This is a genomic window from Thermogemmatispora onikobensis (assembly GCF_001748285.1).
Lineage (GTDB): Bacteria > Chloroflexota > Ktedonobacteria > Ktedonobacterales > Ktedonobacteraceae > Thermogemmatispora > Thermogemmatispora onikobensis.
This window is the reverse complement of sequence record NZ_BDGT01000036.1, coordinates 1-24,408: the sequence shown is the minus strand read 5'-3', so window position 1 is coordinate 24,408 and position 24,408 is coordinate 1. Positions and strand designations below refer to the sequence as shown.

Sequence of the window (24,408 nt, the reverse complement as noted above, 5' to 3'; positions counted from 1 at the left end):
CTGCGGCTAACAAGAAGGTGGGGCCGCCGGAGACCATGAGGCTCTCAGCGGCCCCAAAGCCAGTGAGTTGAGTGGCTCAAATCAGCCAGCGGTAAGCTGTATGGTTAATCCATATGAAACATTTCAGGTAGTAGCGGCGGCCACTGGGTCTGTGGATCGATCTCCTGGGTCAGAATGTCGGCCATCCGCTGCTGCCAGCGCTGATTAACCGGGTCCTGGGCCAGGGTTTTGGCCATGCGCTCGAAATCGTCCGTTTCCAGGTAAGCGAAGAGCTGAGTCCCGTGACGGAAGATGCTGTAGTTGCGGGCGCCGGCGCGACGCAGCGCCTCCACCATCTCCGGCCAGATCTCGTCGTGGCGGCGCTTATATTCCTCCTCGTAGCCGGGCTTCACACTCATCAAGAAGGCAATGCGTTGCATGGTGGTGGCTCCTTTCTCCTTCCTCGTTGTTGGCTCTCCGGTAGACAGGCGCGCTGTAGGCGCTGGCGAGCTGCAGAGTGCCAGGACTCCTGGGGCGTCCTTCCTCTCAGTCTAGCGCATGCTGAAGCAGTGAGGGAAGCTGGCGGCGCAGCAATTTGCCGGAAGAGTTGCGTGGCAGCTCGGTCACAAAGTGGATAGCACGCGGCAGCTTATAGCGTGCCAGACGTGGTTGCAGGTGGGAGAGCAGCGACTCGGCGCTCGTGGATTGACCTGGACGCAGGCGTACAAAGGCGATCGGCACCTGGCCCCAGTGTGGGTCGGGCTGGCCGCAGACGCCGGCTTCCGCGACAGCGGGATGGCTCAACAAGGCGGCTTCAATTTCGGCGGGATAAATATTTTCGCCGCCTGAGATAATCAGGTCGGAGCGGCGGTCGAGCACGTAGAGATAACCCTCTTCATCGAGATAGCCGATGTCGCCGGTTGCCAGCCAGCCATCTTGCAGCGCCTCGCCTGTTGCCTCGGGACGGTTGAGATACCCCGGCGTGATTGTTGGGCCTTTGAGATAGATCATCCCGGCTTCTCCGGGAGCAGCGCGTCGGCCATCCTGGCGAATCTCCAGTTGAACTGGCGGCAGCGGGCGCCCGGCAGAGCCGAGCTTGCGCAGGGCATCGGCGGGCGAGAGCGTGGCGGCCTGCGAGCAGGCCTCAGTGAGACCATAGGTCTGGACGACGGGAATGTCACGCGCGGCGCAGGCTTCCAGCAAGGGGCGCGGGGCCGGCCCTCCACCGAGCAGGACACAGCGCAGACGGGCCGGATAGCGGGCCCCTGGTTGCTCACTCTCCAGTGCCTCCAGCATGCGCTGGAGCATCACGGCCACGACCGAGATGATCGTGACGCCCTCGTTGAAGATGGAGCGGTTGACGGCGCCGGCGTCGAATTTCTCGTGAACATTGATGCTGATGCCATAGATGGCGCTGCGCATGATGATGGTCAGGCCACCGATATGGAAGAAGGGCAGGCAGGCCAGCCAGCAATCGTCGAGGTGGTGACCCAGGTTCAAAGCAGAGCCGATGGCATTCCACCAGTGCATCCCATAGGTGATGAGCACGCCTTTGGGCTGGCCCGTGGTGCCGGAGGTGTACATGATCGCTTGCACTGCGTTGAGATCGATCAAGGGAGCAGATGTCAGACTGACAGCCTGGGCCTGGGCGGGGAACGGATCAAGCACCACGCTGCCCTCCGGTCGTAACTGCAACACCGCTGAGGAGAGCTGCGGTAGTGCTGCAACCAGGCAACGTGCTCGCTCTGCCTGTCCTGGATCGCTCAGGAGCAGACTGACACGGGCATCCTGGATCTGCCAGCTGAGTTCGGCCTCGCTCAGGCGCGTGTTCAGCGGGACAAGGATGGCGCGCAAGCGAGTCAGGGCGTGGACGCAGGCGACGTAAGCCGGGCTGTTGGCCGCCAGCAAGGCAACTCGGCTGCCGCTGCTGACGCCAAGCGCGGCGAGCTGCCGGGCCAGTTGGGTAGTCTGCTGCGCCAGCTCTGCAAAGCTCCAGCGCAAGGCCCCGCTCTGAACGGCCAGATGCTGAGGACGATTCTCTGCACAGCGCTGCAGCCAGTCGGGCAGGTGGACGGAACCCTCTGCGGTCTGGGAAGTGTCCGGGTCCATGCTTCTCTCTCTTCTCTCTCCTTCCGATGCGCTTCTTCTTATAGTACTGAGTAGTGGGCCAGAGCTATCTGATCCGGTCTCACACCCAGGCCAGGCCCGGGCGGTAGTTGGAACTGGCCTGCGTCGAGGGAGAGCGGTTCTGTGAGTAGGTCTGTTCTCAGCAGCGAGAGGGTTGCCAGACCGGCAGCCTCAGTCAGTGCAGGGTGCGCGGCAGCCAGGTGCAGGGCGGAGCAGACGCCGATGCCCGCCTCCAGAGCGCTGGTGATGACGCAGGTCACCTTGTGGGCAACAGCTTCCTCAATGAGCTGGAGGGCTGGTCGGAGGCCGCCGAAAAACTGCGGCTTCAGGATGAGCACATCGGCGGCCTCCAGGCGCAGCACCTGGCGAGCGCTTTCCAGACTACTCAGGCTCTCGTCGACGGCGATAGGAACAGGGCTGTGACGACGCAGCTGACGCAGCCCTTCCAGGTCATTGGCAGCCAGGGGCTGCTCAACGTAGGCAATATCGTACCGGGCATAGGCCCGTAGCAGGTGCTCGGCCTGCGTCAGGCTCCAACTGGCGTTGGCATCCAGGCGCAGGCCGATGGCCTCTCCCGCGCTGGCGCGCACCGCTGCCAGGCGCTCGCTGTCCTGCTGCTCATCACCGCTCAGCTTAAGCTTAAGACAGCGAAAGCCGGCGGCTACTGCCTGGCGAGCGGCCTGCGCGGCCTCATCGGGCGCGGAGGCGCCAATGACGGCATTGACGGGCACGGTGAGGCGGGCATAGGGAGCGAGCAGTCCATGCCCATGCGCGCGGGCGGCCAGATCGAGCAGGGCCACCTCCAGCGCGAAGGTTGCTGGAGCTGGTAGCTGCCCTGCCTCTTGTGCTGCCAGGAGCCGGGCCAGGGCCTCGGTCAGCGTGATCCCCTCCAGGCTCTTCGCCAGGGCAGGCAGAGCTGCCAGAACGCTGCTCAGCGCCGGACTAAAAGGCGGCAGCGGAGCCAGCTCGCCATAGCCCTGGAGGCTCCCGCCGGCGCTGCTCACCTCAACGATGGCCCCCCAGCGTTTTCTGAGCAGACCGTGAGCGGTGCGAAAGGGAGCGCGCAGCGGCAGACAATAGACCTGCCAGCGGATGCGCTCAAGCGTGAGATCGGCGACCATCGCGGCTCTGTCCTCGCTCGGCACTCTGGCACACTAGGGCAAGCGCGGGAACTTGGAGAAATTCGGCTTGCGCTTCTCCACGAAAGCGTTGCGTCCCTCTTTGCCCTCCTCAGTCATGTAGAAGAGCATGGTCGCATTGCCGGCCAAATCTTGCAGGCCGGCCAGGCCATCCGTATCGGCGTTGAATGCGGCCTTAAGGAAGCGCAGGGCCGTGGGACTCTTCTCCAGCAGCTCCTTAGCCCACTTGATGGTCTCCTCTTCTAGCTCCTCTAGCGGCACCACTTTATTGACCAGGCCCATCTCGAAGGCTTCCTGGGCGGTATACTGACGGCACAGATACCAGATCTCGCGAGCCTTCTTATGGCCAACGATACGCGCCAGCATGGTCGCGCCCCAACCGGCATCGAAGCTACCCACGCGCGGCCCGGCCTGACCAAAGCGCGCGTTGTCGGCGGCAATGGTCAGGTCGCAGAGCACATGCAGCACGTGGCCGCCGCCAATGGCATAGCCGGCCACCATCGCAATGACAGGCTTGGGCAGATACTTGATCACTTTCTGAAGATCGAGAGCATTGAGGCGTGGCACGCCACCCTGATCAACATAGCCGCCCTCGCCGCGTACACGCTGGTCCCCGCCGGAGCAGAAGGCTTTTGTGCCGGCACCCGTCAGAATCACCACACCAATCTCGGGGTCTTCGCGACAGCGGTTGAAAGCGTCAATCATCTCGCTCAGGGTCTCGGGACGAAAGGCGTTATGGACCTCCGGGCGATTGATTGTGATCTTGCCGATCCCTTCGGCCTTCTCGAAAATAATGTCTTGATAATCGCAGACCTTTTGCCAATGAACAGGCATAGTTTTGCAACATTCCCCTTTCTTCGTTGATGTTACTCACGGCACTGTTGTCGCATCAGGTTCTCTGCTCGCCTGCGGGTGCCAGGGTGGAGCAGAAAGAGAGAACCAGCTCGGCGAAGCGGGTTGGTTGCTCCAGATGGACCGTATGGCCGGCGTCTGGCACGATCGCCAGGATGGCCTTGGGAAGGAGGCGAGCCATCTCCTTGCCAATGGAGCAAAACTTTTCATCCAAGGCCCCGCAGATCAGCAAGACTGGCAGCGCCAACTCCGGCAGCCGCCCATGCAGGGGGGGCTGTACCCCGGTGCCTACGCCGCGCAGACTGCCGGCCAGGCCCTGCTGACGATTAGCCAGCCGTTGAGTCCGCAGGATAGCCCGCTGTTCCTCGGGCAGGCGCTGTTGACTGGCGAAGAGCGGCAGCTGCTCCCAGCGAGCGACAAAGGCCGCCACTCCTTCGCGCTCGATGCTGGCGGCCAGCTCCTCATCCTGGCGCTGGCGCAGGGCACGCTCCTGGGGATCAGCGATACCAGGAGAGGCACTTTCCAGAATGAGAGAGCGGAAAAAGCCGGAGAAAGCACAATAGAGCGCGATCCGCCCCCCCAGCGAGTAGCCGAGGAGAATCGCCTCGCCGGGGGCAATCCCGAGTTGCCGCAAGGCGGCAAGCAGGTCGGCCTGGCAGTGCTCCATGCTGTAGCGCTCAGGAGTCGTGGGTGCCTCTGAGAGGCCGTGACCATGCAGATCGAAGGCGATGACCCTCAAACCTGCGCTGGCAAACTCCTCAAGCAGCGCGCCCCAGCTGAGAGCGCTGCCGGTGAAACCGTGCAGCAGAACCAGAGTCGGCTGGCCCTGCTGGTCCAGCGGGTGAGCCTGAAGCAGGCTAAGATGCAGCCCGTTGACCTGAAGAAGAAGGCGCTCAACCTGTGCCTTTCCCATTATACCCCCTCGCTGGCCGTGGGATGCAATGCCTGATCCACCGCTTGCCAGAGCTGGCGATGGAGCTGTACATTGCTCGCTCGTTCGGTGACCACTTCGATCACCTGTAGTCCGCCGTCTCTCAGCCCTTCCCGGCAGGCACGGCGGAACTCCTCCCACGAGTGAACGCGGCGGAACCGTCCGCCATACATCTCTACAGCGGGCGCAAAGTTCAGGCCCGTGGGCGTCCCAAAAAGCTGCTCGAAGTGCTCCGGGTAGGCTGCCTGGGGCAGGAACGAGAAGATCCCGCCGCCGTCGTTATTGATCAGAATGATCAGGAGGGGCAGCCGGTGTAGATGGGCTGCGATCAGTCCGTTGAGATCGTGGAGAAAAGCCAGATCGCCGATGACCAGCACCACCGGTCCTGCATCGGCCAGGGTCTGCTGCGCGGCGCTCACTCCGAGGGCGCTGGAGAGAACGCCGTCGATCCCATTGGCGCCGCGATTGCCCAGGCAGCGGATGCGCCGTGTGCTCCAGAAAAAGGTATCCAGATCGCGCACGGGCATGCTATTGCTCGCATAGAGCGTACTGCCGTCGGGCAACAGCTCTGCCAGCTCGCTAAAGACGCGGCCCTCGAACAGCGGGCGAAATGTCTCCATTGTCTGGCGCAGGGCCTGCCGGGTCAGCCGCTCGGCCTGTTGCCAGTGTTCAAGCCAGCCCTCCTGACGCTCTTCGTTGCTGCCTGTCTGAGCCAGAGCCTCGACCAACTGCTCGCAGACGATCAGAGGATCGGCGTGGAGCATTTCGCTGGCGAGCTGCGTCGGCTCCTCCCAACCGCCAGCGCCGTCAACCACCAGTAGAGGTCGATCGGCGTAGCGCTGTAAATAGAGCAAAAGCGGCTTAGAGGTTGGCATGGCGCCAAAACGCAGCACCAGTTCAGGGGCGGAGCTGGTGACAAAGCGCTCGCTGCGCAGAAAAGCATCGTAACTGCACAGGACTGAGCCAGTGGGCTGCCCGCTGCTGCGCACCTGAGAGAGCGGATCGGCCAGGAGCGGATAGCCGCAGCGCTCGGCCAGGCGTTGAAGAGCTGGGGCCAGGTCTGGCTCACTCTGTGGTCCGGCAATAATCAGGCCACGGCGGTGCTGGTGCAGCAGGGTTGCCAGGCGCGCCACCTCAGCTGCAGGCAGGCCGACGCCTTCCGCCTCCGTGACCCGCACATAGGGAGCCTGCCCGGCTCGTCCCTCCCAGGCAAGCGGATCACGCTCACTGGTGGGGGGCAGCAGCTGAGGCTGTGGCTCGGGCGTCAGTGGCTCGCGAAAAGGCAGATTGAGATGCACAGGACCGGCGGGCCTGGCGCGCGCCAGAGCCACCGCGCGATTGGCCAGCGTGCGGATATAACGTAAGGCTGCCGTAGTAGCCTCGGGCAGGGCCGCGTCCATGAACCATTTCACATAGACGCCATAGAGACGGAGCTGATCGATGGCCTGGGGGGCTCCGCAGTCGCGTAACTCAGGAGGGCGATCAGCGGTCAGGACCACCAGCGGCACGCGCGTCAGCCTGGCCTCGATAATGGCCGGAAAAAAGTTCGCTGCTGCTGTCCCCGAGGTGCACAGCAAAGCCACAGGCGAGGCCAGCCGCCTGGCCATTCCGAGGGCAAAGAAGGCTGCCGCACGCTCATCGATGTGCATCCAGACGCGCAGGCCCTCTTGCTCTGCGCAAGCCAGCGCGAGCGGCGTCGAGCGCGATCCGGGGCAGATTACCACATGAGCAATACCAGCCCGCCGTAGCTCGGAGACAAAAGCTCCGACGTAAGCGTAGAGTGGATTGGCTGGAGTCGATCTATCGGAAGTTGCTCTCGTCATCGTCTTCGTCCACTCCCAGCGCCCCTAACATGGCGCGGAATTTCCATCGGGTCTCAGCGTATTCGCTGGCCGGATCAGAATCGGCCACAATCCCGCCGCCCGCGAAGAGCGTCGCCTCTTGGCCCCGCAGGAGGGCTGAGCGCAGAGCCACGGCGAAAGACCCATTGCCGGCGGCATCCATCCATCCGATAGGGGCCGCGTACCAGCCGCGATCAAGCCGTTCGCCAGAGCGAATCGCTGCCAGGGCGGCGGCCCGTGGAAAGCCGCCAACCGCCGGGGTAGGGTGTAGCTCTTCTAGGGCCTCCAATACCGAACGACCAGATGACAATTGGCCGGTAATGCGCGTCTCCAGATGTTGAATATTCTTCAGACGACGCAGGTGCGGCTCGGGATCACTATGAATCTCGGTGCACAGGCGCCCGAGCGCTTGCCGCAGCATCTCCACCACGATCTGATGCTCGCGCTGATTCTTGCTACTGCCCAGCAGTTCACGGGCGAGCTGCTCATCCTCATGGGGAGAGCGACCACGGGGAGCGGACCCGGCCAGGGCCATTGTCTCTACTGCCCCTCCTTGGGCCTGGACGAGGCGTTCAGGCGTCGCTCCCAGAAAGCAGCTCCCGGCGCGACTGAAGGCGAAGAGATAGGCTTCCTGGTAGCTCTCGCGTAGACGTTGAAGGGCTGGCTCTGGCTCAAAGATCCCATCCTGGCGCAGCAGGCGCATGGCGCGGGCAAGGACAACTTTTTCATAGGCGCCACGGCGGATCTGATCGACAACCTGGGCGACCTGGGCCATCCAGGCTGCCGGAGGCAGCAGCGGCTCAAGGCGCAGAGAGGATGGTGTTGCGGCCGCAGCTATGGAGAGAGGAACTGCAGGGGGATTGGCCAGCGCCTGGGCCAGGGCCTTCAATTGCGCCATAACAGTGTCCTCCAGCTGCCGCGGGTCCATTGCTGCCTCGGCCAGCACGTTGACTGTTAGAGTGGGTTCTGAAGCAGCAAAGCTAAACAAGAAGGTAGGGAGCATCAGCAGCCCATCAGGAAATTCCTTCCAGAGGGTTGAGTGTGGCTGCTCTGGATCGAATGAGAAGCCGCCGAACAGGAGGGGCTGGCCATGACCAGCGGGCGCTGGCTCCGCTGCAACCAGGGCCTCCGCCGTCAGGCGCTGCCAGGCTCCGGCCAACTGGCGGAAGCGCTCCCGCCCCTGGGCCTCCAGCGTGGCCGTGCTACCGAGGCCGACCAGAATCCGTTGCTCCCCTGGCTCTTGCCAATAGAAGCGTTCTGTGAAGCCAAGCGCTGGCCCGATTGCGAAACAGATCAAGGGATCAAGCCCGGTTGAAGCTATTGCCGTTACTCGCTCTCTCTCGTTGGCAGAATGCGGATGGGCGTCGGTGCTCTCGTCTGCCGGCGGCTGGAGGTGGGCTGTGGAGAAAGGCAAAAGCTGCCTGGCCAGTGCCAGCGGGCCGCTGACGCTCACAAGCACGGGGTGTCTTGTGCGCAAAGCGCGCTCGCGGGCTTCCATCAGCAGAGGAAGCAGACGCTGTCGCTGCCAGGGGAAAAACGCAGGCTCTGACTCTGTACTTGTGCCCAGAGTGCTGCTAAAGGCGTTCCTCATCAGTTCAGAATCATTCCTATCCAGCGAAAGTAATGGCGTAGCCGCCCAGTTCATGACTTGGAAGCACGGGGGACTGATGACGGCGCAAAGGCCGCGGCGGCAAGCTAAAGGCCGCCCTGCTGAAGCGAGCGGCCTCCGTCCGAAAGCACTGCCTTGTAGTATTATAGAGCGACCTGACTATCCTGACCAGCAGGGGGCTCACTGCGGGCCCAGAAGTTTCAAGCGCTGAGGTGAGGCCGAGCTAGCAGGAGCACTGGGCAACATCAATGCTCTTGACGCCCCTCCCTTTATTGGACTACCCTTGAGCACGAAGATGTGCGAGCTGCCTGCTCAATCTAAGTGGCTATCAAGACGCCTGACTGTGGGAGGCGCTCGAATGAAATGCGGAAATATGGAAGACCTGTATTACTTGGAGATTCTTATCTGATCGCAGCAGTCATAACTGTGGAGAGGCAGGTTCGGCCATGCTCAACGATCCTGAACGGGGCCAGCAGGCCCGACCTGAGATACATGATCTCTATCTATTGCCCCGCACAGCCAGCGAGCAGGATCGCCTGGAATTTCAGCACTATACCCTCTACCGTCTTCTAGGCACCCATTTCCTGGCGCCGGTCGAGCGTCCGCGCGTCGTTCTCGATGTCGGCACGGGAACAGGTATTTGGGCCAGAGAGGCGGCACGGTGCTGGAGGGAGGCCGCCGTGCTCACCGTTGACAGCGACCTGACCCTCTTGCGCAGGCTACCACGTAACTGTCAGGTGATACGGGCCAGCCTGCTTGAAGGACTGCCAGTAGACGATGGCATCAGCGACTATACCCATCAGCGCTTCCTGGCGGAGGCCATTCCTCTGGCGGCCTGGGACCAGGTACTCAATGAATTGAAGCGCGTGACGGCTAGCACCGGCTGGATCGAGTTGGTCGAACTGAGCGATCACTGCCTGAATCCAGGCCCCCGGACCTTACTGGTCCAGCATTGGCTGCGCCGACTCTTCCTCTGTCGAGACATTCAGCTCTCCCTGGCTCTGGAGCTGCCCGAGCTCCTCACCGCTCTCGGTTTGGTACCCCATGTACGCAGGATCGTCGCCCCGCTCTGGGGTTCAGCGATTGGCCGACTCTTCTGCTGTGATGTGCTCCAGGCTCTGCTCCACCTGCAGCCAGTGCTGGTGGCCCAGCTCGGGCTGACATCCCAGGAAATGGCTCAGGTCCTCAGCGAGCTGCCAGCTGAGTGGGAGCGCTACAAGACGAGCTGGCTTTGCATTGCGGTCTGGACTCAGGTGCACTAAGTCTGCCACATGATCACAGCCTCTCTATTGCTCCGGCCAGGGGGGAAAGCCTCGTTCCCCAGTAAAAAACTGAGGTGAGCCAGGGCCCTCTCTCAGCGGTATACAGCAGCTGACACTCTGCCCCATTGCCATGCGTGTTGGCTGTAGTACCAGGGCAAGGCATGAGCGAAGAAACCGGGCGAGCTGTCCGACCGACAGGCAGGCTTGCCCGAACAAAGAAAGAGGACAGCAATCATGACGAGTACTGACGCATCTCTGGCAGTCTATGACGCCATCATCATCGGGGCTGGCCAGGGAGGTGGTCCCCTGGCTACGGCACTGGCCCAGGCTGGTCACAAGACGGCCCTGATCGAGCGCGAGCACGTTGGTGGCACCTGTATCAATACGGGCTGCACTCCCACCAAAACTATGATTGCCAGCGCGCGCGTCGCTTATCTTGTCCGTCGTGCCGCCAGCTATGGGGTGCGTCTTCCTGAAGGAGAAGTACAGGTAGAGATGGGCGCAGTGCGCCAGCGCAAGCGTGCCATCGTTGAGAGCTTCCGTCAGGGAAGCGAGCGTCGGATCAGAGAGGCGGCGGGCCTCGACCTGCTCAAAGGGGAAGCCCGTTTCGTCGCCTCCAAGGAGTTGGAGGTGAGGCTGGCCGATGGATCACTGCGCCGTCTGCGTGCCGAACTCATTGTGATCGATGTCGGAGCCAGATCGGCCCGGCCCAGGCTGGCGGGACTGGAGAGCGTGCCGGCCTTGGATTCGACCTCTATTATGGAGCTGGATAGCTTACCATCCCATCTGCTCATCATCGGTGGGGGCTATGTGGGCCTCGAATTTGGCCAGATGTTTCGTCGCTTTGGCAGCCGCGTCACACTCGTTCATCGGGGCAAGCAGCTGCTGGCGCGTGAAGATGAGGATGTGGCCGAGGCGGTGGCCCAGATTCTGCGCGAAGATGGCATCGAACTGCTACTGGAGAGCATCCCTCAGCAGGTGGAGCAGGCCCCCGATGGCCAGCTGCGCCTGACCGTAACCACGCCCCAGGGCGAGCGCCAGGTGAGTGCCTCGCATCTACTGTTGGCCACTGGTCGACAGCCCAATACTGATACTCTGAATCTGGAAGCTTGTGGTGTGCGCACCGACGAGCGTGGGCGTATCCTGGTGAACGAGCGCCTCGAAACCACTGTAGCTGGCATCTACGCCATCGGCGATGCCCGTGTCGGCCCTGCCTTCACACATATCTCCTACGATGACTTCCGCATCCTGCGCACTAATCTCCTGGAGGGCGGTCAGGCAAGCACCCGCGACCGTCTTGTCCCCTACACCATCTTCATTGATCCCCAGCTCGGACGCATTGGCCTGACCGAAGCCGAGGCGCGAGCCGGTGGACGGCGCATTCGCGTGGCCAAAATGCCCATGAGCGCCGTCGCTCGCGCACTCGAAGTAGATGAAGCGCGTGGCTTCATGAAGGCTATCGTCGATGCCGAAAGTGGGCAGATCCTGGGGGCGGCCATTCTCGGGATCGAAGGCGGCGAGATCATGGCCATGCTGGAACTGGCCATGCTCGGCAAGCTTCCCTATACCGTTCTGCGCGACGCCATCTTTGCTCATCCCACGCTCTCCGAAGCCCTCAACAATCTCTTCAGCTCTTTTGCTGACGACGAGTAGGGGTAGCTTTTAGGGCGCGGAGAGCCTGGGAGCATAATCAGCCCTTGTCTCGCTCGGGACGGACGTGAGTTCGGCAGCGCTCGCCCCCAGCGCGGCCTGAGCTTTACGACTGGGCGGCGCGCACGGTAGTAATGCCCTGCTGAGCTGCCCAGAGATTCAGGTCGCGGCGCTGCAAGGCCGCAGCCATCAGCTCTGGAAAAAGCTCTGGTGTGCAGGAGAAGGCCGGGATGTCTAGGGCCGCTATCTGCCCAGCCAGCTCACTGTTAAAGGCAGGCGTGCCTTGATCGCTGAGAGCCAACAGGCAGATGAGCTGCACACCGCCGCCCACCAGTGCAGCAGCGCACTTGAGCAGCTCCTGGGCGTTGCCTCCCTCGTAGAGGTCCGTAATCAGCAGCAGGACCGTCTCCCGAGGGCGCGTAATGATCTGCTGACAGTAGTGCAGCGCCTGGTTAATATCGGTGCCCCCGCCGAGCTGAGCGCCGAAGAGCAGCTCGACTGGGTCTTGCAGATGCTTGCTCAGGTCAACCACTGCCGTATCGAAGACAATCATGCGCGTCGAAACGGCTCGCAGCGAGGCCAGCACAGCCCCAAAGATTGAGGCGTAGACGACCGAGGCCGCCATCGAACCACTCTGGTCGACGCAGAGCACGATATCGCGCAGGGCAGAACTGCGCTGCCGCCGTTGATGTCCAATCAAACGTTCGGGAATAAGGGTGCGCTGCTCACGCTGGTAGTGCTTGAGATTGGCCCGAATCGTGCGGTCCCAGTCGATCTCAGTGGGGCGCGGGCGCATGCTCCGGTTCATATGACGAAGGCTGCCGCGTACCGCCTGCTCCATACGGTGGGCTAAGCGGCGCTCCAGCTCCTCGACTAGCTTGCGCACAACGCTGCGCGCTGTCTCGCGCGTGCGCTCGGGTAGTGCGCTCTTGAGCGAAAGCAGAGTCGTGACGAGCTGCAAGTCGACCTCGATCGTTGTCAATACCTCCGGCTCTAGCAGCAATTGTCGTAGATTGAGGAATTTGATGGCGTCCTGTTGAAGGATGCGCACCGCTGGCGTGGGGAAGTAGGTGCGAATGTCCCCCAACCAGCGCGGGATATAGGGCTTTGATCCATCCAGACTGCCAGAACGCTCAGCGTCATAGAGCAGCTCCAGGGCCTGATCAATCTTCCTATCGTCGTCGCCAAAGCGGGACTGATCTTCTGTTGACCCACCGATCCCCAGCGCTGCGGCGGCCTGGGAACCGAGGATAAGGCGCCAGCGGCGCAGCCGCTCATATTCTTCAATCGGCATACAGAGTCACCTCTAGCAATTGGCTCAGGAGAGGTAGAACAAAGCTGGCTCGCCTTTCATCAAGCGCAGCGGCGCTGCTGCTGGTCTGCGGCGGACGAGGACGGTAGAGATAGCGAACCTTTTCCCCCATCGCGCGCCGCTCGGCACTGCTAAAGTCGCGAAAGGCGCGTCTCAGCAGGGGGAGCAGCAGCAGAAACTGCTCAGCGCTTAGCTCTTGGAGCCATCCATCGAGAGTCTGCCACAGCTCATCGATGGCCAGCAGGCGCTGGCCTCGGCCAGCGAGCAAGCCCTCCAGCCAGAGTGCTGCCTCTTCCGAAGGAACAGCGGGAGACAGTTGCTGATGGGCCAGCCTGGAGAGCCTGGCGGTCTCCAGGGCCTGGCGGTCCAAGAGGAGTCGGCAGAAGGAGCCACGCAAGAGGGGATGAACACCCTCTGTCTCGCTCAGGCGTCCTAGCAATGAGTACCAGGCTGTGTACATTTCCTCGTCGGCGAGGGTCTGGATACTGCTGTCCAGGCGCTGGACGCTGGCGAGCAGTTCGCGTGCGGCCTCCTCGTCGAGAGCCAGGCAGGCCCCTGGCAGGCCGATCAGAATACGAGCGAAAAAAGCCTCGGCGACAGTCTGCAGCTGCTGAGTATCGCTCCCACGTACATCGCCGTAGCGAGCAACACGGGCCAGTGCGGGTAGCGCATCCATCAGGTGGCGTACATCGCTGGCCAGAGCGGCGCGGGCGTGAATCTGATCCAGCAGGCGGGCAACGGCTGATGGCAACTCGGCCAGCAACGCTCGATCCAGCAGTTCCGTGAGCCTTGCCAGCTGCTGGCAGTGCTCTGCTTCCTTGATAGCAAAGCTTGTAGCGGCGCTCTCCAGCGTATTGCCCCAGACGTTGGCCTCAATCAGGAGGAGGACAAACTCATGCTGCCATTGCAGCTTCCAGCGCTCATGAAAGGTGCCGCGCTTGCTGGCTGCGACAGCCAGAGGTTCACCCCAGGGGATGCCGAGCAGGCGTAGCCGATGAAGCAGGCGGCTGCGGGCGCGGTCGTTCTCGTTGCGCAGATCCAGCTCAAGCTCCTTGACTTCAGGAGAAGGCTTCAGACGCAGATGTCGCTGCTGTTGCTCTAAATCGCGCTGCAGAGGAACTGCGGGCGTTTCCAGCGGGACTTTCCCCATGCGCGAGCCAGTGACCAGCCGCTCTTCGATCAGCCGCATAGGGGCCGTCTCTCCCCGGCAGAGCACGCTCTGAATGGCCTCTTGCAACTCTGCCAGGCCCGGAGCACTCACATCGCGCAACGCTGCCAGAGCCTCGGCCAGGCGTACGGCCTCGATCACACTGGCAGAAGAGACATCGAAGCCCTCCTGACGCAGCAGCTCGGCGGCGCGTATCATCCAGCGTATACCGGCCTGAGTCGGTGCCGACCAGAGAAGCTCATACCAGCCGGGGGCGGCGATGCCTGCGCCATAGCCACTGGCATAGGTCAGACGATCATTGCTCCAGGGAATCCAGGTCGCCACGACACTCACGGGTTTCAAGCTCTGCAGCAAGGCGCGATCGTCGGCTTCGGAGAAAGCATCGAGATCTTCAAGGGCGGGCAGATGCCAGGCGCCGCAGACGACAGCGATGCGTTGAAAGCCCTCTGAGCGGGCCTGGCGCAGCATTTGACGCATGTGAGCCTCGCGCTGGGCCTCCTCGCGATGGCGTGGCGTCCCTCCTCCGCGGACCACGCGCATCGCCTCGCGAATCCCTTCGAAAATCCCCTGGACATTCCGCCGCTGCTCAATTTGCTGCTCCCACCACAGTTCATGATCCTGATAGCCGGCTGCCAGCGAGAGCAGGCTTAGCGGGTCATCAGCAATCTCCTCAAGCGCCGCTGGCCCCTCCTCCTCGGAAGCAGAGCACGAGCAAGCTGCCTCGTGCTCTGCTTCCTCTTCTGGCTCTGTGCCGCCGAGGCGTAGCGCCAGTGGCAGATCGATGAAGCGCGTCGGAATACGCTGCTGGAGAGCATAGCGCAGCGCCTGCCACTCGGGCGAGAAGACCGCTAGCGGGTAGTAGCTGGCCTGACGTGGCTGGTCGGGACGATAGACGAGCAAGGCCACTGGTGGAGACATCTGCGGATTATTGAGCAGTGGCAGAATCTCTTGAGCATCAGCTGGGCCTTCGACGAGCAGCAGATCGGGAGCCAGCTCCTTCAGAGCCAGGCATAAACTGCGCGCACAGCCAGGACCATGATGGCGGATGCCGAAGAAATGGAAGCACACAGCTCACACCACCTCCCGGCAAGCGCGGTAGAGGTCCTGCCAATTGCTGCGCTCCCTCATCACCGTCTGCAGATACTCCAGCCAAACGATGCGGTCCTGTACGGGGTCCTTCACGATGGCTCCCGTCAGACCAGCAGCCAGATCGCCAGCTCTGAGCGTTCCATCGCCGTAATAGGCGGCCAGGGCCAGGCCACTGTTAATTACCGAGATCGCCTCCGCCGTTGAGAGCGTCCCACTGGGAACCTTCAGCTTGAGGCTGCCATCGAGGGTTTTGCCCTCGCGCAGCTCGCGGAAGATCGTCACCACGCGCCGGATCTCCTCCAGGGCGGGCTTCTCGGCAGGCAGCTCCAGGACCCGACCCAAATCTGCCACGCGCCGCTCAACGATACGTACCTCCTCTTCCATGTCCTGGGGCAACGGAAGCACTACCGTATTGAAGCGGCGCATCAGAGCGCTAGACAGGTCGTTGACGCCCTTGTCGCGGTTATTGGCCGTTGCGATAACATTGAAGCCCTTGCGCGCCTGTACCTCCATATTCAGCTCAGGGATAGGCAGCGTCTTCTCCGAAAGCAGTGTGATCAGCGTATCCTGCACCTCGCTGGCAATGCGTGTCAGCTCCTCGATGCGCGCCAGTTTTCCTGTCTGCATGGCTGTCATCAGCGGGCTGGCCACCAGGGCCGCCGGTGATGGTCCCTCGACAAGCAGGCGTGCATAGTTCCAACCATAGCGTAGCGCGCTCTCGTCCGTGCCCGCTGTCCCCTGAATGAGAAGGGTTGAGTCACCGGAGATCGCTGCTGCCAGATGCTCGCTGACCCAAGACTTGGCCGTACCAGGCAGGCCATAGAGCAGCAAGGCACGGTCGGTCGCCAGGGTGCTGATGGCAATCTCGATCAGACGGGCGTTACCGATATATTTGGGCGAAACCTGGAAGCCGTTCGGCAGACGTCCGCCAAGCAGGTAGGTGCGCACAGCCCAGGGTGAGAGGCGCCAATTGGGCGGTCGCTGCTGCCGATCAACCCTGGCCAGCTCCTCCAGCTCCTCGGCAAACTGCTGCTCGGCATGCTGGCGCAGAACGTTGTTACCGCCCTGCCCTTCGGCATGGGTCGAAGGCTGCTCTTGCCGCTCTTGCCGCCAATCGGTTGAGACGGCAGGCTCTGCTGCTTTCTGCAGGCTTTGCGGCTTGGGATCTTTTTTCATTGGTTCTCCAACTCCCTGAGTAATTTGTAATGGAAATCTATTGTTTCTATGAAGGTAATGATCAAACGGTTGATCTCATTCTTAATGAAGTGTACATTGTTCTTTTCTGCTTTTCCTTCAGCTAGCTGAAGAGGCTGAACCAGTTGCAGAGCAAGTTTAAGGCAGCTTGCAGGTAAGGCACGTGCAGCGATCTTGAGAGCTGGCTCCCATTGTTGTTGCCATTTCATAGCTACGCGGGCTGCCTGCTGGATTTCTGATGCGGTAGAACCTGTGTCCAGGCATGGATGGCTCACCAGCTCTTGCAGCCGTTTTTGCGTATGCTCAAGAAAGCTCGATCCAAAAGAGGTGCTCCACGGTCTAGGTAGCCTGGCCAGTAGTGCTGGCCAGCGTTCATGCCAGGGGTGTTGAGAAGAGGCCAGGGCCTGGAGCAGAAACTGCTCTGCCTCCTCTTGTTCTAAGCAGGAGATCAGATCTTCGGCTCCCGAGAGAGGCTCCTGCGTATCGGCATCGACCCATGAGAGCAAGGCGCGTGCCCAGGAGGGGGTGCGATGAAACCGGGTTGCCTCTACCAGGCCAGCCAGCACCTCAGTGCGCCAGGTGCTCTCAAGCGAGCGCACGATGCTCGCTGGGGAGAGCTGCAGCAGCTCTTCCCAATAGCCAGGGGGGACCAGGCTGATCAATTCTCGCAGCCAGGCGGTGCGCTGTTCCTGTACCACAGATAAACGCTTCTGTTCGATGCCAAAGCGCTGCCATCTGGGCGGATAGGTTTCTGGCAAAACGGCCCGTACGTAGCCTTCCTCTGGTTGCTGTACTCTCTGAAGCAAGCCATGAGCCAGCAAGGGCAGCTCGCGACGGCAGGCTGAGGAAGGCAAGCGCAAGAGCAGGCTGACGGCCAGGCGGCGCTCATAGTAACTGCGCTGATTACGGACCTTCTCCAGGAAAACCTCATCGTCTTGCTCAAGGCCAATCTCAAATGTCTCCAGCAGAGCTAGTCGCCGCTCTCGCTGCTCCTGTGGCCAGACTTCTTCCAGCAATTGACGGGCCAGAGGGCGATTGTAGACTCGTAGTTGGCGCAAAAGAGCCAGGCGCTCTGAGGCGCTGCCCTCATACCAGAGGCTGTTTAGCTCCTGCTCACTCAACTCGGTCACAGGCAAGCTGCTGAGCAGGCAGCGCCAGGAAGGGTTCAGGCGGATCAGCCAGCGCCCGCGCTCCCCTATCACCTGTGCTAAGACTGGCCACGAGGCAGCCGCGGACAGGCTGGATAGGGCTGCAAATACGGTCGGCAGCAGGGCGAAGGGCAGGCGACGCCCGTGACGGGCCAGGAGCTCCAGGGCCAGAAGCAGCAGCTCGCTGTGAGATTGCTGGAGGACGCCCTTGATCAGCGCGGCAGCCTGGGGTGAGCAAGGGGGCAGCTTCTCTGCTGGCGCAGGGATGACTGTCACTCCCAACGGGAACGGAGAGGTTCCGGCCAGGGCATAGACCGCTTCCGCGCCGGCCAGCAAGAGTAACTTACGCTCCAGGGGCATGGCCGCCGGGAGCTCGTCAAGCAGCCGCTCGAAAGGTGCTGAAGCAAGAGCGGGCGGTGGCGGCTCCTGACGTGTGCCGATCAAGGCGCAATGAACCAGGGATTCGATGCGATTCATACGACTCATTATGTGATTCACCTCTGTCAGACAGGCTGCTCTGGCTACTTCTGCGGGGGCGGTAGCAAGCAAAAGCCTTCGGTAGCACTGAGCACCGCCAGAGGAACTAGCTCTTCTCCGTTCCACTCGCCGATGAAAGTCACCGGGTGGCCGCCCGAGAGCGCCAGTAATTGCCAGTGTGGGCCGTGGCTCAGCGGCAGGGCCTGCCCGTGGCGATCGCGGAGATACCAGTGCTGGCCATGATCAAGGCAAACGGGGAGGGCCTCCTGAAGGATGCACAAGAAGTGTTCAAGCCAGGGTTGACGTGCCAGCGCCCTTGCCACCATCTCCAGAAACCCAGCAAAATCGGCAGCCCCTTGTAAACTGCTGAGCAAAGGTGTAGCGGGATTAAGGTGCTCTAACAGCCGGGCCCGTTGTGGGTAGGCGCCGGGCCAAAAGAGCAGTTCCGCCTCCTGTTCGCAGCCAAGAGGGTAGTGCTCAGGGAAGACCGGCTGTTTGCCAGAGGCAAATTGCAGAAGCAAAGCCTGGCGTCCTGTCTCTTGCCCAAACACCCAGGTACGCTGCTGCCAGAGCTGATCTCGCTGTTCCAAACGCTGACCGAGAAAGAGCCAGCGATCTCGTACTCGCTCGCCGCGGGTGAGCAACTCCTCTGTGGACAGGGAAAGGCCCAGGGCCTGACGCACATCCTCCTGCAGCCCGGAATCCAGGCGCTCCAGATGACGGAATGCCTCGCTCAAGAGGGCAAGCCGTCCGAGCTGGCACAGCAAGGCTGCTGGCCAGTCGGGGCGACTGTACGGCACGGTCGTCAATGTCCGCAGGCGGGAGGCCAGGCCCGGGATCTGAGCGTCATCCAAGGCGGCGGCCTCCTGTTCCCACTGACGGAGCATCTCACCCTGGACATCGGCCAGACCAGTACGCAGCAGGTCAGCAAGCCAGAGGTCAAAGCGCTCCAGGCCCTGGAGCATCCGTTGCTGACGCTGCTGGACCCGCCGTTGACGGCCTGATTGCTTTGCGGTGGCCATAGCCGGCGTGGCCCCTTGATCCTCCGAGGCCGATTGTGGCTGATCCCCTGGCTGTCTACCTGCCAGACGGCGTTTGAGCCAGGCTTCTACCCACTCTGGAGGGCTGGAGACTGGCAGGCTGTTGTCCCTGGATGCTGCCAGGTAGAGCAGCCCAATGCTGTGCTTACAGGGAATCTTGCGGCTGGGGCAGCTACAGAACGTCTTCAGCGAACGCCTATCCACACAGACGCGGTAGAGGGCGCTGCCCTGGCATTCTCCCCACAGGGCTTGCTCGTCCTGACCCAGAGACTGCCAGTGCCTCTGGTTGGCAAGTTTCTGTCCAGCCTTCATGACCTGCTCGTCGGGAGCAAGGGCTGCGAGAGTTTCCTGTGTTAATACCATCTCCACTGTCTTGCTTCTCTCTCCTTTGTCCTCCTGCGGAGGATGCGATGGGAGTCGTGCTCTGTAGAAGGGTTCTTTTCGTTCTGTGCCAAATTGGAAACAGCTTGATGGCCGAGCTATGTTGCAAGCTCAGCCTGACACTCTGACCGGCTGCGCGTCGTGCCTCTTCTTAGAAGAAGAAGAGAGCCAGCCAGTGAAGTGATCGAACTCAGCTGGGCCTGTCCCTAAACTTGGCAGGCAGGAGGAGGATTGGCAATGCAAGAGCGACTGAAGATCCATCACGTTCCCGTCAAAGTCTACCGGAGCGATGAACGTCTGGTTGTGGCGGCTCCCATGCCGGGCATGGAGCCGGAGGACATTCACATCGAGTTACAAGAAGACGGGCGCCTGATCCTGCATGGAGATGTACGCGCCCTTCTCAAAGAGGTCAAAGAGCTGCTCATCGACGAATGGAGTATCGGGGCCTACCATCGCGAGCTGCAGCTCACACAGCCAGTCGATGGAGAGCGAGCGAATGTCACCTATGGGAATGGGGTTCTGGTCGTGGCCTTACCATTGAGTACCGCCATGCGCCCAGCCCACTTGACTCTCGCGGCTCATGGCCAGGCGCATGGCCTTCATCAAGGCGGGGCAGGCCGTCCCTCCGCCTGGACCTGACGCGCCCGGCCTCAGCATAGGCGGCTTCTGTCTTCCTGGACCCTTCTTTCACCCTGAACCCTTGTGGCAGTGCATATCTCCGCTGCGGTAATATAGAGAAAGATCATTATTGGCTGTCTGGAGTCACCCTTCTGGTGCTGGCCGATAAGCGATCGCTCCGCTGGTCGGGCGCCGGCCTGTCTCCTGGAGGGTTTCCTGGCAGCGAGAGCAGCGCAGGGAAAGGAGGCAGAAGCACGTGGCTGCTGATTCCACCTCTTCCGCGGGAGAGAACCGCTATTTTATCGATATTGAGCAGGGGGCAGAGACTGCTCGACTGCTTGAGCAGGAGCGCCTCTTTAGCGAAGCGATGGGGGGCTTACTGCCAGAGCTGGAGGATCTCGGCCAGCTTCGGCGTGTGCTTGATATTGCCTGTGGTCCTGGGGGGTGGGCCTTGGAGCTAGCGGCCCGCTATCCTCATCTAGAGGTTGTGGGCATTGATATCAACTCGACCATGATCGATTATGCTCTCGCCACCGCTCGTGTGCGCGAGCTTGCCAACGTTACCTTCGAAGTGGCGGATGCCCGTCAGCGCCTTCCCTTCCAGGATGCCACCTTTGACCTGGTCAATGCGCGGCTGATTATGGCCTTTATGGATCAGCAGACCTGGCCAGCCCTGCTACGAGAATGCCGGCGCATCCTTCGGCCCGGTGGCATCATTCGTCTCACTGAGATTGAGACCCCGGTGAGCAATAGCCTGGCTTATCAACGCCTCTACACCTGTCTCAACCGCGCGCTGGCCCAACAGAAGCGAACCTTTTCCGTCGATGGCAACTCAACGGGTATTGTCTATATGCTGGCGCGTCTCTTGCGTGAAGCCGGCTTTGTCAACATCCAGCGCCGTGCCTTCTATTACGACGGCTCCTATGGCATGCCCATGCATGACAGCGGGTACAGAGACATGCAGGCGCTTTTTTGCCTGACGAAACCTTTCTTGCTGGCCAGCGGGGTCATTGACGAAGCGGAATTTGTGCACGTCTATCAGCAGATGCTACAGGAAATGGCTGCCGAAGACTACACCATTGTTGGCTTTGGACTCACGGCCTGGGCCGTCAATCCAACGAGCGAATGAGCCGGCCATCGAGCTTGGCAGCCGTCCACGGCTCGGCTCCTGCCATAGAGGCAGGAGCCGTCATTACCAGCCTGTCCTGGGGATCTAGAGACGGACGCGGAAGCGCAAGGTAAGCGACACTCCTGGCTCCCCCGGTCAGGGAACCTGGCTGGCTCAGGCGAAGACGGCCCGACTCCTATTTGGGATCTCCCTGTTGAGCTGTGATGGCGGTAACCATCTCTGGATGGAGTTGCCAGCTCCCATCTATCAGTACCTGCTGGTCCCAGGGAAAGATCACCAGCTCATCCGTCAGCAAGGCCACACGTGTGGGCTGGGGCTTCGCCCAGCTATGGCTGACCAGAGCGGCTGTAATCACCTGCCTAGCTCCGAGCGCACGCGCCTGCTGCGCCACCAGCGCCAGTGTTTCCCCACTATCGGCGATCTCATCGACAACAGCGACACGCTTGCCCGCGATAGCCGCGACTAGCGGTACATGCCAGACCGGTGAATGAAAACGCACCTCATCCTGAAGGCGTCGACTCACGCGCACTGGATAAAGGTCGAGCCGCAGCGCGCAGGCAGCTAACGTCGCTGGGAAGAGACCAGCGCGAGCAATACCAACAATGGCCTCGATTCGTTCACTGGCCAGGGCCTCACACAGCTTGTGCCCCAAGGAAGCGAATTCCTCCCACGAGAGAAAACGCACTCCCCGTCGATGGACATAGTCGTAACTGCGAACCACCAAATCGTTGGACCTCCTTTGCCTCTCTGCTCGCTAGAGAGCGCTGTTGGCTGTTGCACTCTGATCAAAGAAAAAGAAAGAGATGCTAGCGTCCCATCCCATCATGGATGGACTTACCGGGAGAAAAGAGGCCAGCAGAGGCCCGCAGTACGTTCTCCTGCGGGCCATCGCCCTCGATGTCTGGCCTGCTGGCCGAAGCGAGGCGGAGGCGGCTAGGGAGCAGCGCAGGGCGGCCAGACCAGACTAGATAAAAGAACGTCTGTGGCTCAAGCGCCCCCGAGGTAAGCCTGCCGTACCATATCGTTCTGAAGCAGATTAGAGGCGGTATCGCTCAGCACGATTTTCCCGGTCTGCAGCACATAGCCACGGTCGGCCAGACTGAGGGCCATCGAGGCATTCTGCTCCACCAGAAAGATGGTCACGCCCTCCGAGCGGATGCGCACGATCGTCTCAAAGACCGTCTCTACCAGAAGAGGGGAGAGGCCCATCGATGGCTCATCCATGCACATCATCCGTGGGCGCGACATCATAGCGCGGGCCATAGCCAGCATCTGCTGTTCGCCACCCGAGAGGGTCCCGGCAATCTGCTTCAGACGCTCCTTAATACGTGGGAAAATCTGACAGACGTGGTCGAGGTCCTGCTGGATCTCAGCCCTATTCGCGCGCGTGTAGGCGCCCATCTGTAAATTTTCCAAGACCGTCATGCGCGGGAAAATGCGTCGCGCTTCTGGAACCAGGGCCAGGCCCAGGCGGACAATATCGCTGGCGGGCCGGTTATCAATGCGCTGTCCGTCGAAGGTAATCCTTCCCCGGCGTGGGCGGACCAGACCGAAGATTGTCTTCATCGTAGTCGTCTTACCAGCGGCGTTGGCGCCAAGCAGGCAGACGATTTCTCCACGGTGCACCTCCAGGTTGATATCATAGAGCACCTGGATGGGGCCGTAGAACGTATCCACGTGCTCCAACTGCAGCATTACATCACTCATCGATCCCCTCCCACACATGCAGCGGTTTGGCAATCAACGAACAGCAGCATAGCGCTTGGCACAGTCAGCATTTCACTCATGATGGTTATTTGCCTCCCCCTCCGGCTGGAGCCGGAGCGCCGCCTGCCAGGTCTGGCGCTCGGCAGTAGCTGCCTTTCCGAGATAGGCCGTAATTACCCGCTCATCGCGGCGGACCTCATCGGGTAGCCCCTCAGCGATTTTGCGTCCGTAGTCGAGTACGGCGATGCGGTCGGAAATGCCCATTGTCACCATCAGCTTATGCTCGATCAGCAAGATCGTCAGATGCAGCTCATCGCGCAGACGGCGGATATAATGCACAGCCTCCATCGTCTCCGCCTCATTCATACCGGCGGTTGGCTCATCGAGCAACAGCAATTTAGGGCCCGAAGCCAGAGCGCGGGCGATCTCCACGCGGCGGCGATCGGCGTAGGAGAGATTAATCACATACTCGTCCTGGCGATCGACCAGATGCTGACCGAAGAAACTGAGCAGCTCAATTGCGCGTTGGCGGGCCTCCTCCTCCTCCTGTTTGACCCACGGGGGACGGAAGACCGCATCCAGAATCGAAGCCTTCAGACGCAGATGCTCGCCCACCAGCACGTTTTCCAGCACCGTCATATTATTGAACAGACGGATGTTCTGGAAGGTGCGCGCAATGCCGCGCTGCACGACCTGATGGGGTGTTGGCTTCTTCAAGGGCTGGCCCTCGAAAAGGATCTCTCCCGAAGTGGGCAGATAGATCCCGGTAATCAGATTGAAAACCGTGGTTTTCCCCGCGCCATTCGGCCCGATGATACTGACAATCTCCTGTGGATAGAGAGTCAGGTCCAGGTCCTGAACCGCGGCGAGGCCGCCGAAGTGCTTGGTCACCTTTTGCAGCTCTAGCAAAGGTTGGCGCGTGGACTGAGGGGCCTGCTCGTGCTCAGCGGTCATGATTGCAGCCTCCAGCTAGGAACAACCTCAATAGTTGGTAGCATATATCTCTGCTCCGTCGCACTGCGTCACACATGCTCGCACTCTTTACTCGACACGCATCTCTGACTCAAAGCCTGGGGTCCCGGGGGGAGTATCCAGCGAAGTGACCTCCACCCCTTCGGCCTCGGCGCGGTGCAACTCACGACGTCGGCGTGTGCTGGGGATCAGGCCCTCTGGTCGGAAGATCATGAGCACTACCAGGATGATCCCGAAGATCAGGTTGCGAATATTGCTAAACGAGAAATTGGGGATCATCTGCAGGATCTGTGTATAGAGCGGGTGAATAATACTGCCTGGATCATTCCCCAGTGCGTCGAGCTGAGGCAGTACCAGGACGTTGACGGCGTAGACAGCCAGGGCGCCCACGACCACGCCGGGAATGCTTCCCAGGCCGCCGAGAACCACCATTGCCAGATAGATCACTGAGTCGCTGAAGCTGAAATTGCCGGACGTCACCGTACTGAGCTTGGCGGCGTAGTAAGCGCCAGCGATTCCAGAGAAGAAGGCACCCGCCGCGAAGGCGAGGAGCTTTGTCCGCGTCAAATTGATTCCCGAGGAGGCGGCGGCGATCTCATCCTCACGCATTGCGATCCAGGCTCGTCCAATGCGCGAATCGCGCAGGCGCAGATTGGCCAGCAGCACGATGGAGATCAGCGCCAGGATCAAGTAGTAGTACGGCTCCGAAGTTGAGACGTTCCAGCGTATCCCGAAGAAGGCCGGCGAATAGATCCCGGTCAGACCATTGGTGCCATTCGTATA

Annotated in this window: 20 protein-coding genes and 1 pseudogene; 4 read left to right on the top strand and 17 right to left on the bottom strand. The window is 61.3% G+C overall.

What is annotated here, in order from left to right:
• Positions 1-104 precede the first annotated feature (104 nt).
• The 7 genes from BGC09_RS15500 to BGC09_RS15470 form a co-directional block, all read right to left on the bottom strand.
• Entirely contained in the window at positions 105-419 is a 315-nt protein-coding gene (locus BGC09_RS15500) for an L-rhamnose mutarotase (protein ID WP_069804977.1), read from the bottom strand.
• Positions 420-525: 106 nt separating this feature from the next.
• Positions 526-2,088 (bottom strand): o-succinylbenzoate--CoA ligase, encoded by a 1,563-nt coding sequence (locus tag BGC09_RS15495; RefSeq protein WP_069804975.1) that lies wholly within the window; start codon positions 2,086-2,088, stop codon positions 526-528.
• A 38-nt stretch (positions 2,089-2,126) separates the two neighbouring features.
• Positions 2,127-3,227, bottom strand: a complete 1,101-nt coding sequence (gene menC, locus BGC09_RS15490; protein ID WP_069804973.1) for an o-succinylbenzoate synthase — start codon at positions 3,225-3,227, stop codon at positions 2,127-2,129.
• Positions 3,228-3,260: 33 nt separating this feature from the next.
• Entirely contained in the window at positions 3,261-4,079 is an 819-nt protein-coding gene (gene menB, locus BGC09_RS15485) for a 1,4-dihydroxy-2-naphthoyl-CoA synthase (protein WP_069804971.1), read from the bottom strand.
• Positions 4,080-4,134: 55 nt separating this feature from the next.
• Positions 4,135-5,010 carry a 2-succinyl-6-hydroxy-2,4-cyclohexadiene-1-carboxylate synthase gene (gene menH, locus BGC09_RS15480; protein WP_069804969.1) on the bottom strand — a complete coding sequence of 292 codons (876 nt, stop codon included), beginning with the start codon at positions 5,008-5,010 and terminating at the stop codon, positions 4,135-4,137.
• Positions 5,010-6,851, bottom strand: coding sequence for a 2-succinyl-5-enolpyruvyl-6-hydroxy-3-cyclohexene-1-carboxylic-acid synthase (menD, locus tag BGC09_RS15475; protein WP_069804967.1), 1,842 nt, complete (start codon positions 6,849-6,851; stop codon positions 5,010-5,012). The genes menH and menD overlap by 1 nt, the downstream gene beginning before the upstream one ends.
• Positions 6,829-8,460, bottom strand: coding sequence for an isochorismate synthase (locus BGC09_RS15470; RefSeq protein ID WP_176728943.1), 1,632 nt, complete (start codon positions 8,458-8,460; stop codon positions 6,829-6,831). The genes menD and BGC09_RS15470 overlap by 23 nt, the downstream gene beginning before the upstream one ends.
• 464 nt (positions 8,461-8,924) lie before the next feature.
• Between BGC09_RS15470 and BGC09_RS15465 the strand changes: the two genes are divergently transcribed.
• Together BGC09_RS15465 and BGC09_RS15460 are read left to right on the top strand one after the other, a co-directional pair.
• Positions 8,925-9,740, top strand: coding sequence for a class I SAM-dependent methyltransferase (locus BGC09_RS15465; RefSeq protein WP_069804965.1), 816 nt, complete (start codon positions 8,925-8,927; stop codon positions 9,738-9,740).
• Between the two features lie 234 nt (positions 9,741-9,974).
• Positions 9,975-11,393, top strand: coding sequence for a mercuric reductase (locus BGC09_RS15460; RefSeq protein WP_069804963.1), 1,419 nt, complete (start codon positions 9,975-9,977; stop codon positions 11,391-11,393).
• Between the two features lie 103 nt (positions 11,394-11,496).
• Here the strand turns inward: BGC09_RS15460 and BGC09_RS15455 are convergent, their stop codons facing one another.
• From BGC09_RS15455 to BGC09_RS15435, 5 genes are read right to left on the bottom strand one after another with little or no spacing between them, the layout of a single operon-like run.
• The gene (locus tag BGC09_RS15455) at positions 11,497-12,684 is read right to left on the bottom strand and encodes a VWA domain-containing protein (RefSeq protein WP_069804961.1); all 1,188 of its coding nucleotides are present in this window, start codon (positions 12,682-12,684) and stop codon (positions 11,497-11,499) included.
• The gene (locus BGC09_RS15450) at positions 12,674-14,938 is read right to left on the bottom strand and encodes a DUF5682 family protein (RefSeq protein ID WP_069804959.1); all 2,265 of its coding nucleotides are present in this window, start codon (positions 14,936-14,938) and stop codon (positions 12,674-12,676) included. The genes BGC09_RS15455 and BGC09_RS15450 overlap by 11 nt, the downstream gene beginning before the upstream one ends.
• 3 nt (positions 14,939-14,941) lie before the next feature.
• Complete coding sequence (locus BGC09_RS15445) at positions 14,942-16,135, bottom strand: ATP-binding protein (protein WP_084658969.1); 1,194 nt, start codon at positions 16,133-16,135, stop codon at positions 14,942-14,944.
• Positions 16,132-17,787 carry a DUF5691 domain-containing protein gene (locus tag BGC09_RS15440; protein ID WP_141727809.1) on the bottom strand — a complete coding sequence of 552 codons (1,656 nt, stop codon included), beginning with the start codon at positions 17,785-17,787 and terminating at the stop codon, positions 16,132-16,134. Before BGC09_RS15440 ends, BGC09_RS15445 begins: the two co-directional genes overlap by 4 nt.
• 35 nt (positions 17,788-17,822) lie before the next feature.
• Positions 17,823-19,181 carry an SWIM zinc finger family protein gene (locus BGC09_RS15435; protein ID WP_069804955.1) on the bottom strand — a complete coding sequence of 453 codons (1,359 nt, stop codon included), beginning with the start codon at positions 19,179-19,181 and terminating at the stop codon, positions 17,823-17,825.
• A 255-nt stretch (positions 19,182-19,436) separates the two neighbouring features.
• On the opposite strand from BGC09_RS15435, the gene BGC09_RS15430 reads away from it, so the two are divergent.
• Together BGC09_RS15430 and BGC09_RS15425 are read left to right on the top strand one after the other, a co-directional pair.
• Positions 19,437-19,838, top strand: a complete 402-nt coding sequence (locus tag BGC09_RS15430) for an Hsp20/alpha crystallin family protein (RefSeq protein ID WP_069804953.1) — start codon at positions 19,437-19,439, stop codon at positions 19,836-19,838.
• Between the two features lie 235 nt (positions 19,839-20,073).
• Positions 20,074-20,946, top strand: a complete 873-nt coding sequence (locus BGC09_RS15425; RefSeq protein ID WP_069804951.1) for a class I SAM-dependent methyltransferase — start codon at positions 20,074-20,076, stop codon at positions 20,944-20,946.
• 175 nt (positions 20,947-21,121) lie between these two features.
• On the opposite strand, the gene BGC09_RS15420 is transcribed toward BGC09_RS15425, so the two are convergent.
• The 5 genes and pseudogenes from BGC09_RS15420 to BGC09_RS15405 all read right to left on the bottom strand — a co-directional run.
• Positions 21,122-21,667, bottom strand: coding sequence for a phosphoribosyltransferase (locus tag BGC09_RS15420; RefSeq protein WP_245688595.1), 546 nt, complete (start codon positions 21,665-21,667; stop codon positions 21,122-21,124).
• A 266-nt stretch (positions 21,668-21,933) separates the two neighbouring features.
• Positions 21,934-22,653 carry an ABC transporter ATP-binding protein gene (locus BGC09_RS15415; protein WP_069804947.1) on the bottom strand — a complete coding sequence of 240 codons (720 nt, stop codon included), beginning with the start codon at positions 22,651-22,653 and terminating at the stop codon, positions 21,934-21,936.
• A 72-nt stretch (positions 22,654-22,725) separates the two neighbouring features.
• The gene (locus BGC09_RS23620) at positions 22,726-22,917 is read right to left on the bottom strand and encodes an ABC transporter ATP-binding protein C-terminal domain-containing protein (RefSeq protein WP_439959667.1); all 192 of its coding nucleotides are present in this window, start codon (positions 22,915-22,917) and stop codon (positions 22,726-22,728) included.
• A gap of 108 nt (positions 22,918-23,025) precedes the next feature.
• Positions 23,026-23,607, bottom strand: a pseudogene (locus BGC09_RS15410) (ABC transporter ATP-binding protein); the annotation flags it as partial.
• 87 nt (positions 23,608-23,694) lie between these two features.
• On the bottom strand, positions 23,695-24,408 hold a 714-nt coding region (locus tag BGC09_RS15405; RefSeq protein WP_141727808.1), incomplete at its 5' end, for a branched-chain amino acid ABC transporter permease.

Excerpts from the sequence above, each read along its gene's own strand:
- BGC09_RS15500 (WP_069804977.1), bottom strand. The coding sequence starts at position 419 with ATGCAACGCATTGCCTTCTTGATGAGTGTGAAGCCCGGCTACGAGGAG.
- BGC09_RS15495 (WP_069804975.1), bottom strand. The coding sequence starts at position 2,088 with ATGGACCCGGACACTTCCCAGACCGCAGAGGGTTCCGTCCACCTGCCC.
- menC (WP_069804973.1), bottom strand. The coding sequence starts at position 3,227 with ATGGTCGCCGATCTCACGCTTGAGCGCATCCGCTGGCAGGTCTATTGT.
- menB (WP_069804971.1), bottom strand. The coding sequence starts at position 4,079 with ATGCCTGTTCATTGGCAAAAGGTCTGCGATTATCAAGACATTATTTTC.
- menH (WP_069804969.1), bottom strand. The coding sequence starts at position 5,010 with ATGGGAAAGGCACAGGTTGAGCGCCTTCTTCTTCAGGTCAACGGGCTG.
- menD (WP_069804967.1), bottom strand. The coding sequence starts at position 6,851 with ATGACGAGAGCAACTTCCGATAGATCGACTCCAGCCAATCCACTCTAC.
- BGC09_RS15470 (WP_176728943.1), bottom strand. The coding sequence starts at position 8,460 with ATGAGGAACGCCTTTAGCAGCACTCTGGGCACAAGTACAGAGTCAGAG.
- BGC09_RS15465 (WP_069804965.1), top strand. The coding sequence starts at position 8,925 with ATGCTCAACGATCCTGAACGGGGCCAGCAGGCCCGACCTGAGATACAT.
- BGC09_RS15460 (WP_069804963.1), top strand. The coding sequence starts at position 9,975 with ATGACGAGTACTGACGCATCTCTGGCAGTCTATGACGCCATCATCATC.
- BGC09_RS15455 (WP_069804961.1), bottom strand. The coding sequence starts at position 12,684 with ATGCCGATTGAAGAATATGAGCGGCTGCGCCGCTGGCGCCTTATCCTC.
- BGC09_RS15445 (WP_084658969.1), bottom strand. The coding sequence starts at position 16,135 with ATGAAAAAAGATCCCAAGCCGCAAAGCCTGCAGAAAGCAGCAGAGCCT.
- BGC09_RS15440 (WP_141727809.1), bottom strand. The coding sequence starts at position 17,787 with ATGAGTCGTATGAATCGCATCGAATCCCTGGTTCATTGCGCCTTGATC.
- BGC09_RS15435 (WP_069804955.1), bottom strand. The coding sequence starts at position 19,181 with ATGGTATTAACACAGGAAACTCTCGCAGCCCTTGCTCCCGACGAGCAG.
- BGC09_RS15430 (WP_069804953.1), top strand. The coding sequence starts at position 19,437 with ATGCAAGAGCGACTGAAGATCCATCACGTTCCCGTCAAAGTCTACCGG.
- BGC09_RS15415 (WP_069804947.1), bottom strand. The coding sequence starts at position 22,653 with ATGAGTGATGTAATGCTGCAGTTGGAGCACGTGGATACGTTCTACGGC.
- BGC09_RS23620 (WP_439959667.1), bottom strand. The coding sequence starts at position 22,917 with ATGGGCATTTCCGACCGCATCGCCGTACTCGACTACGGACGCAAAATC.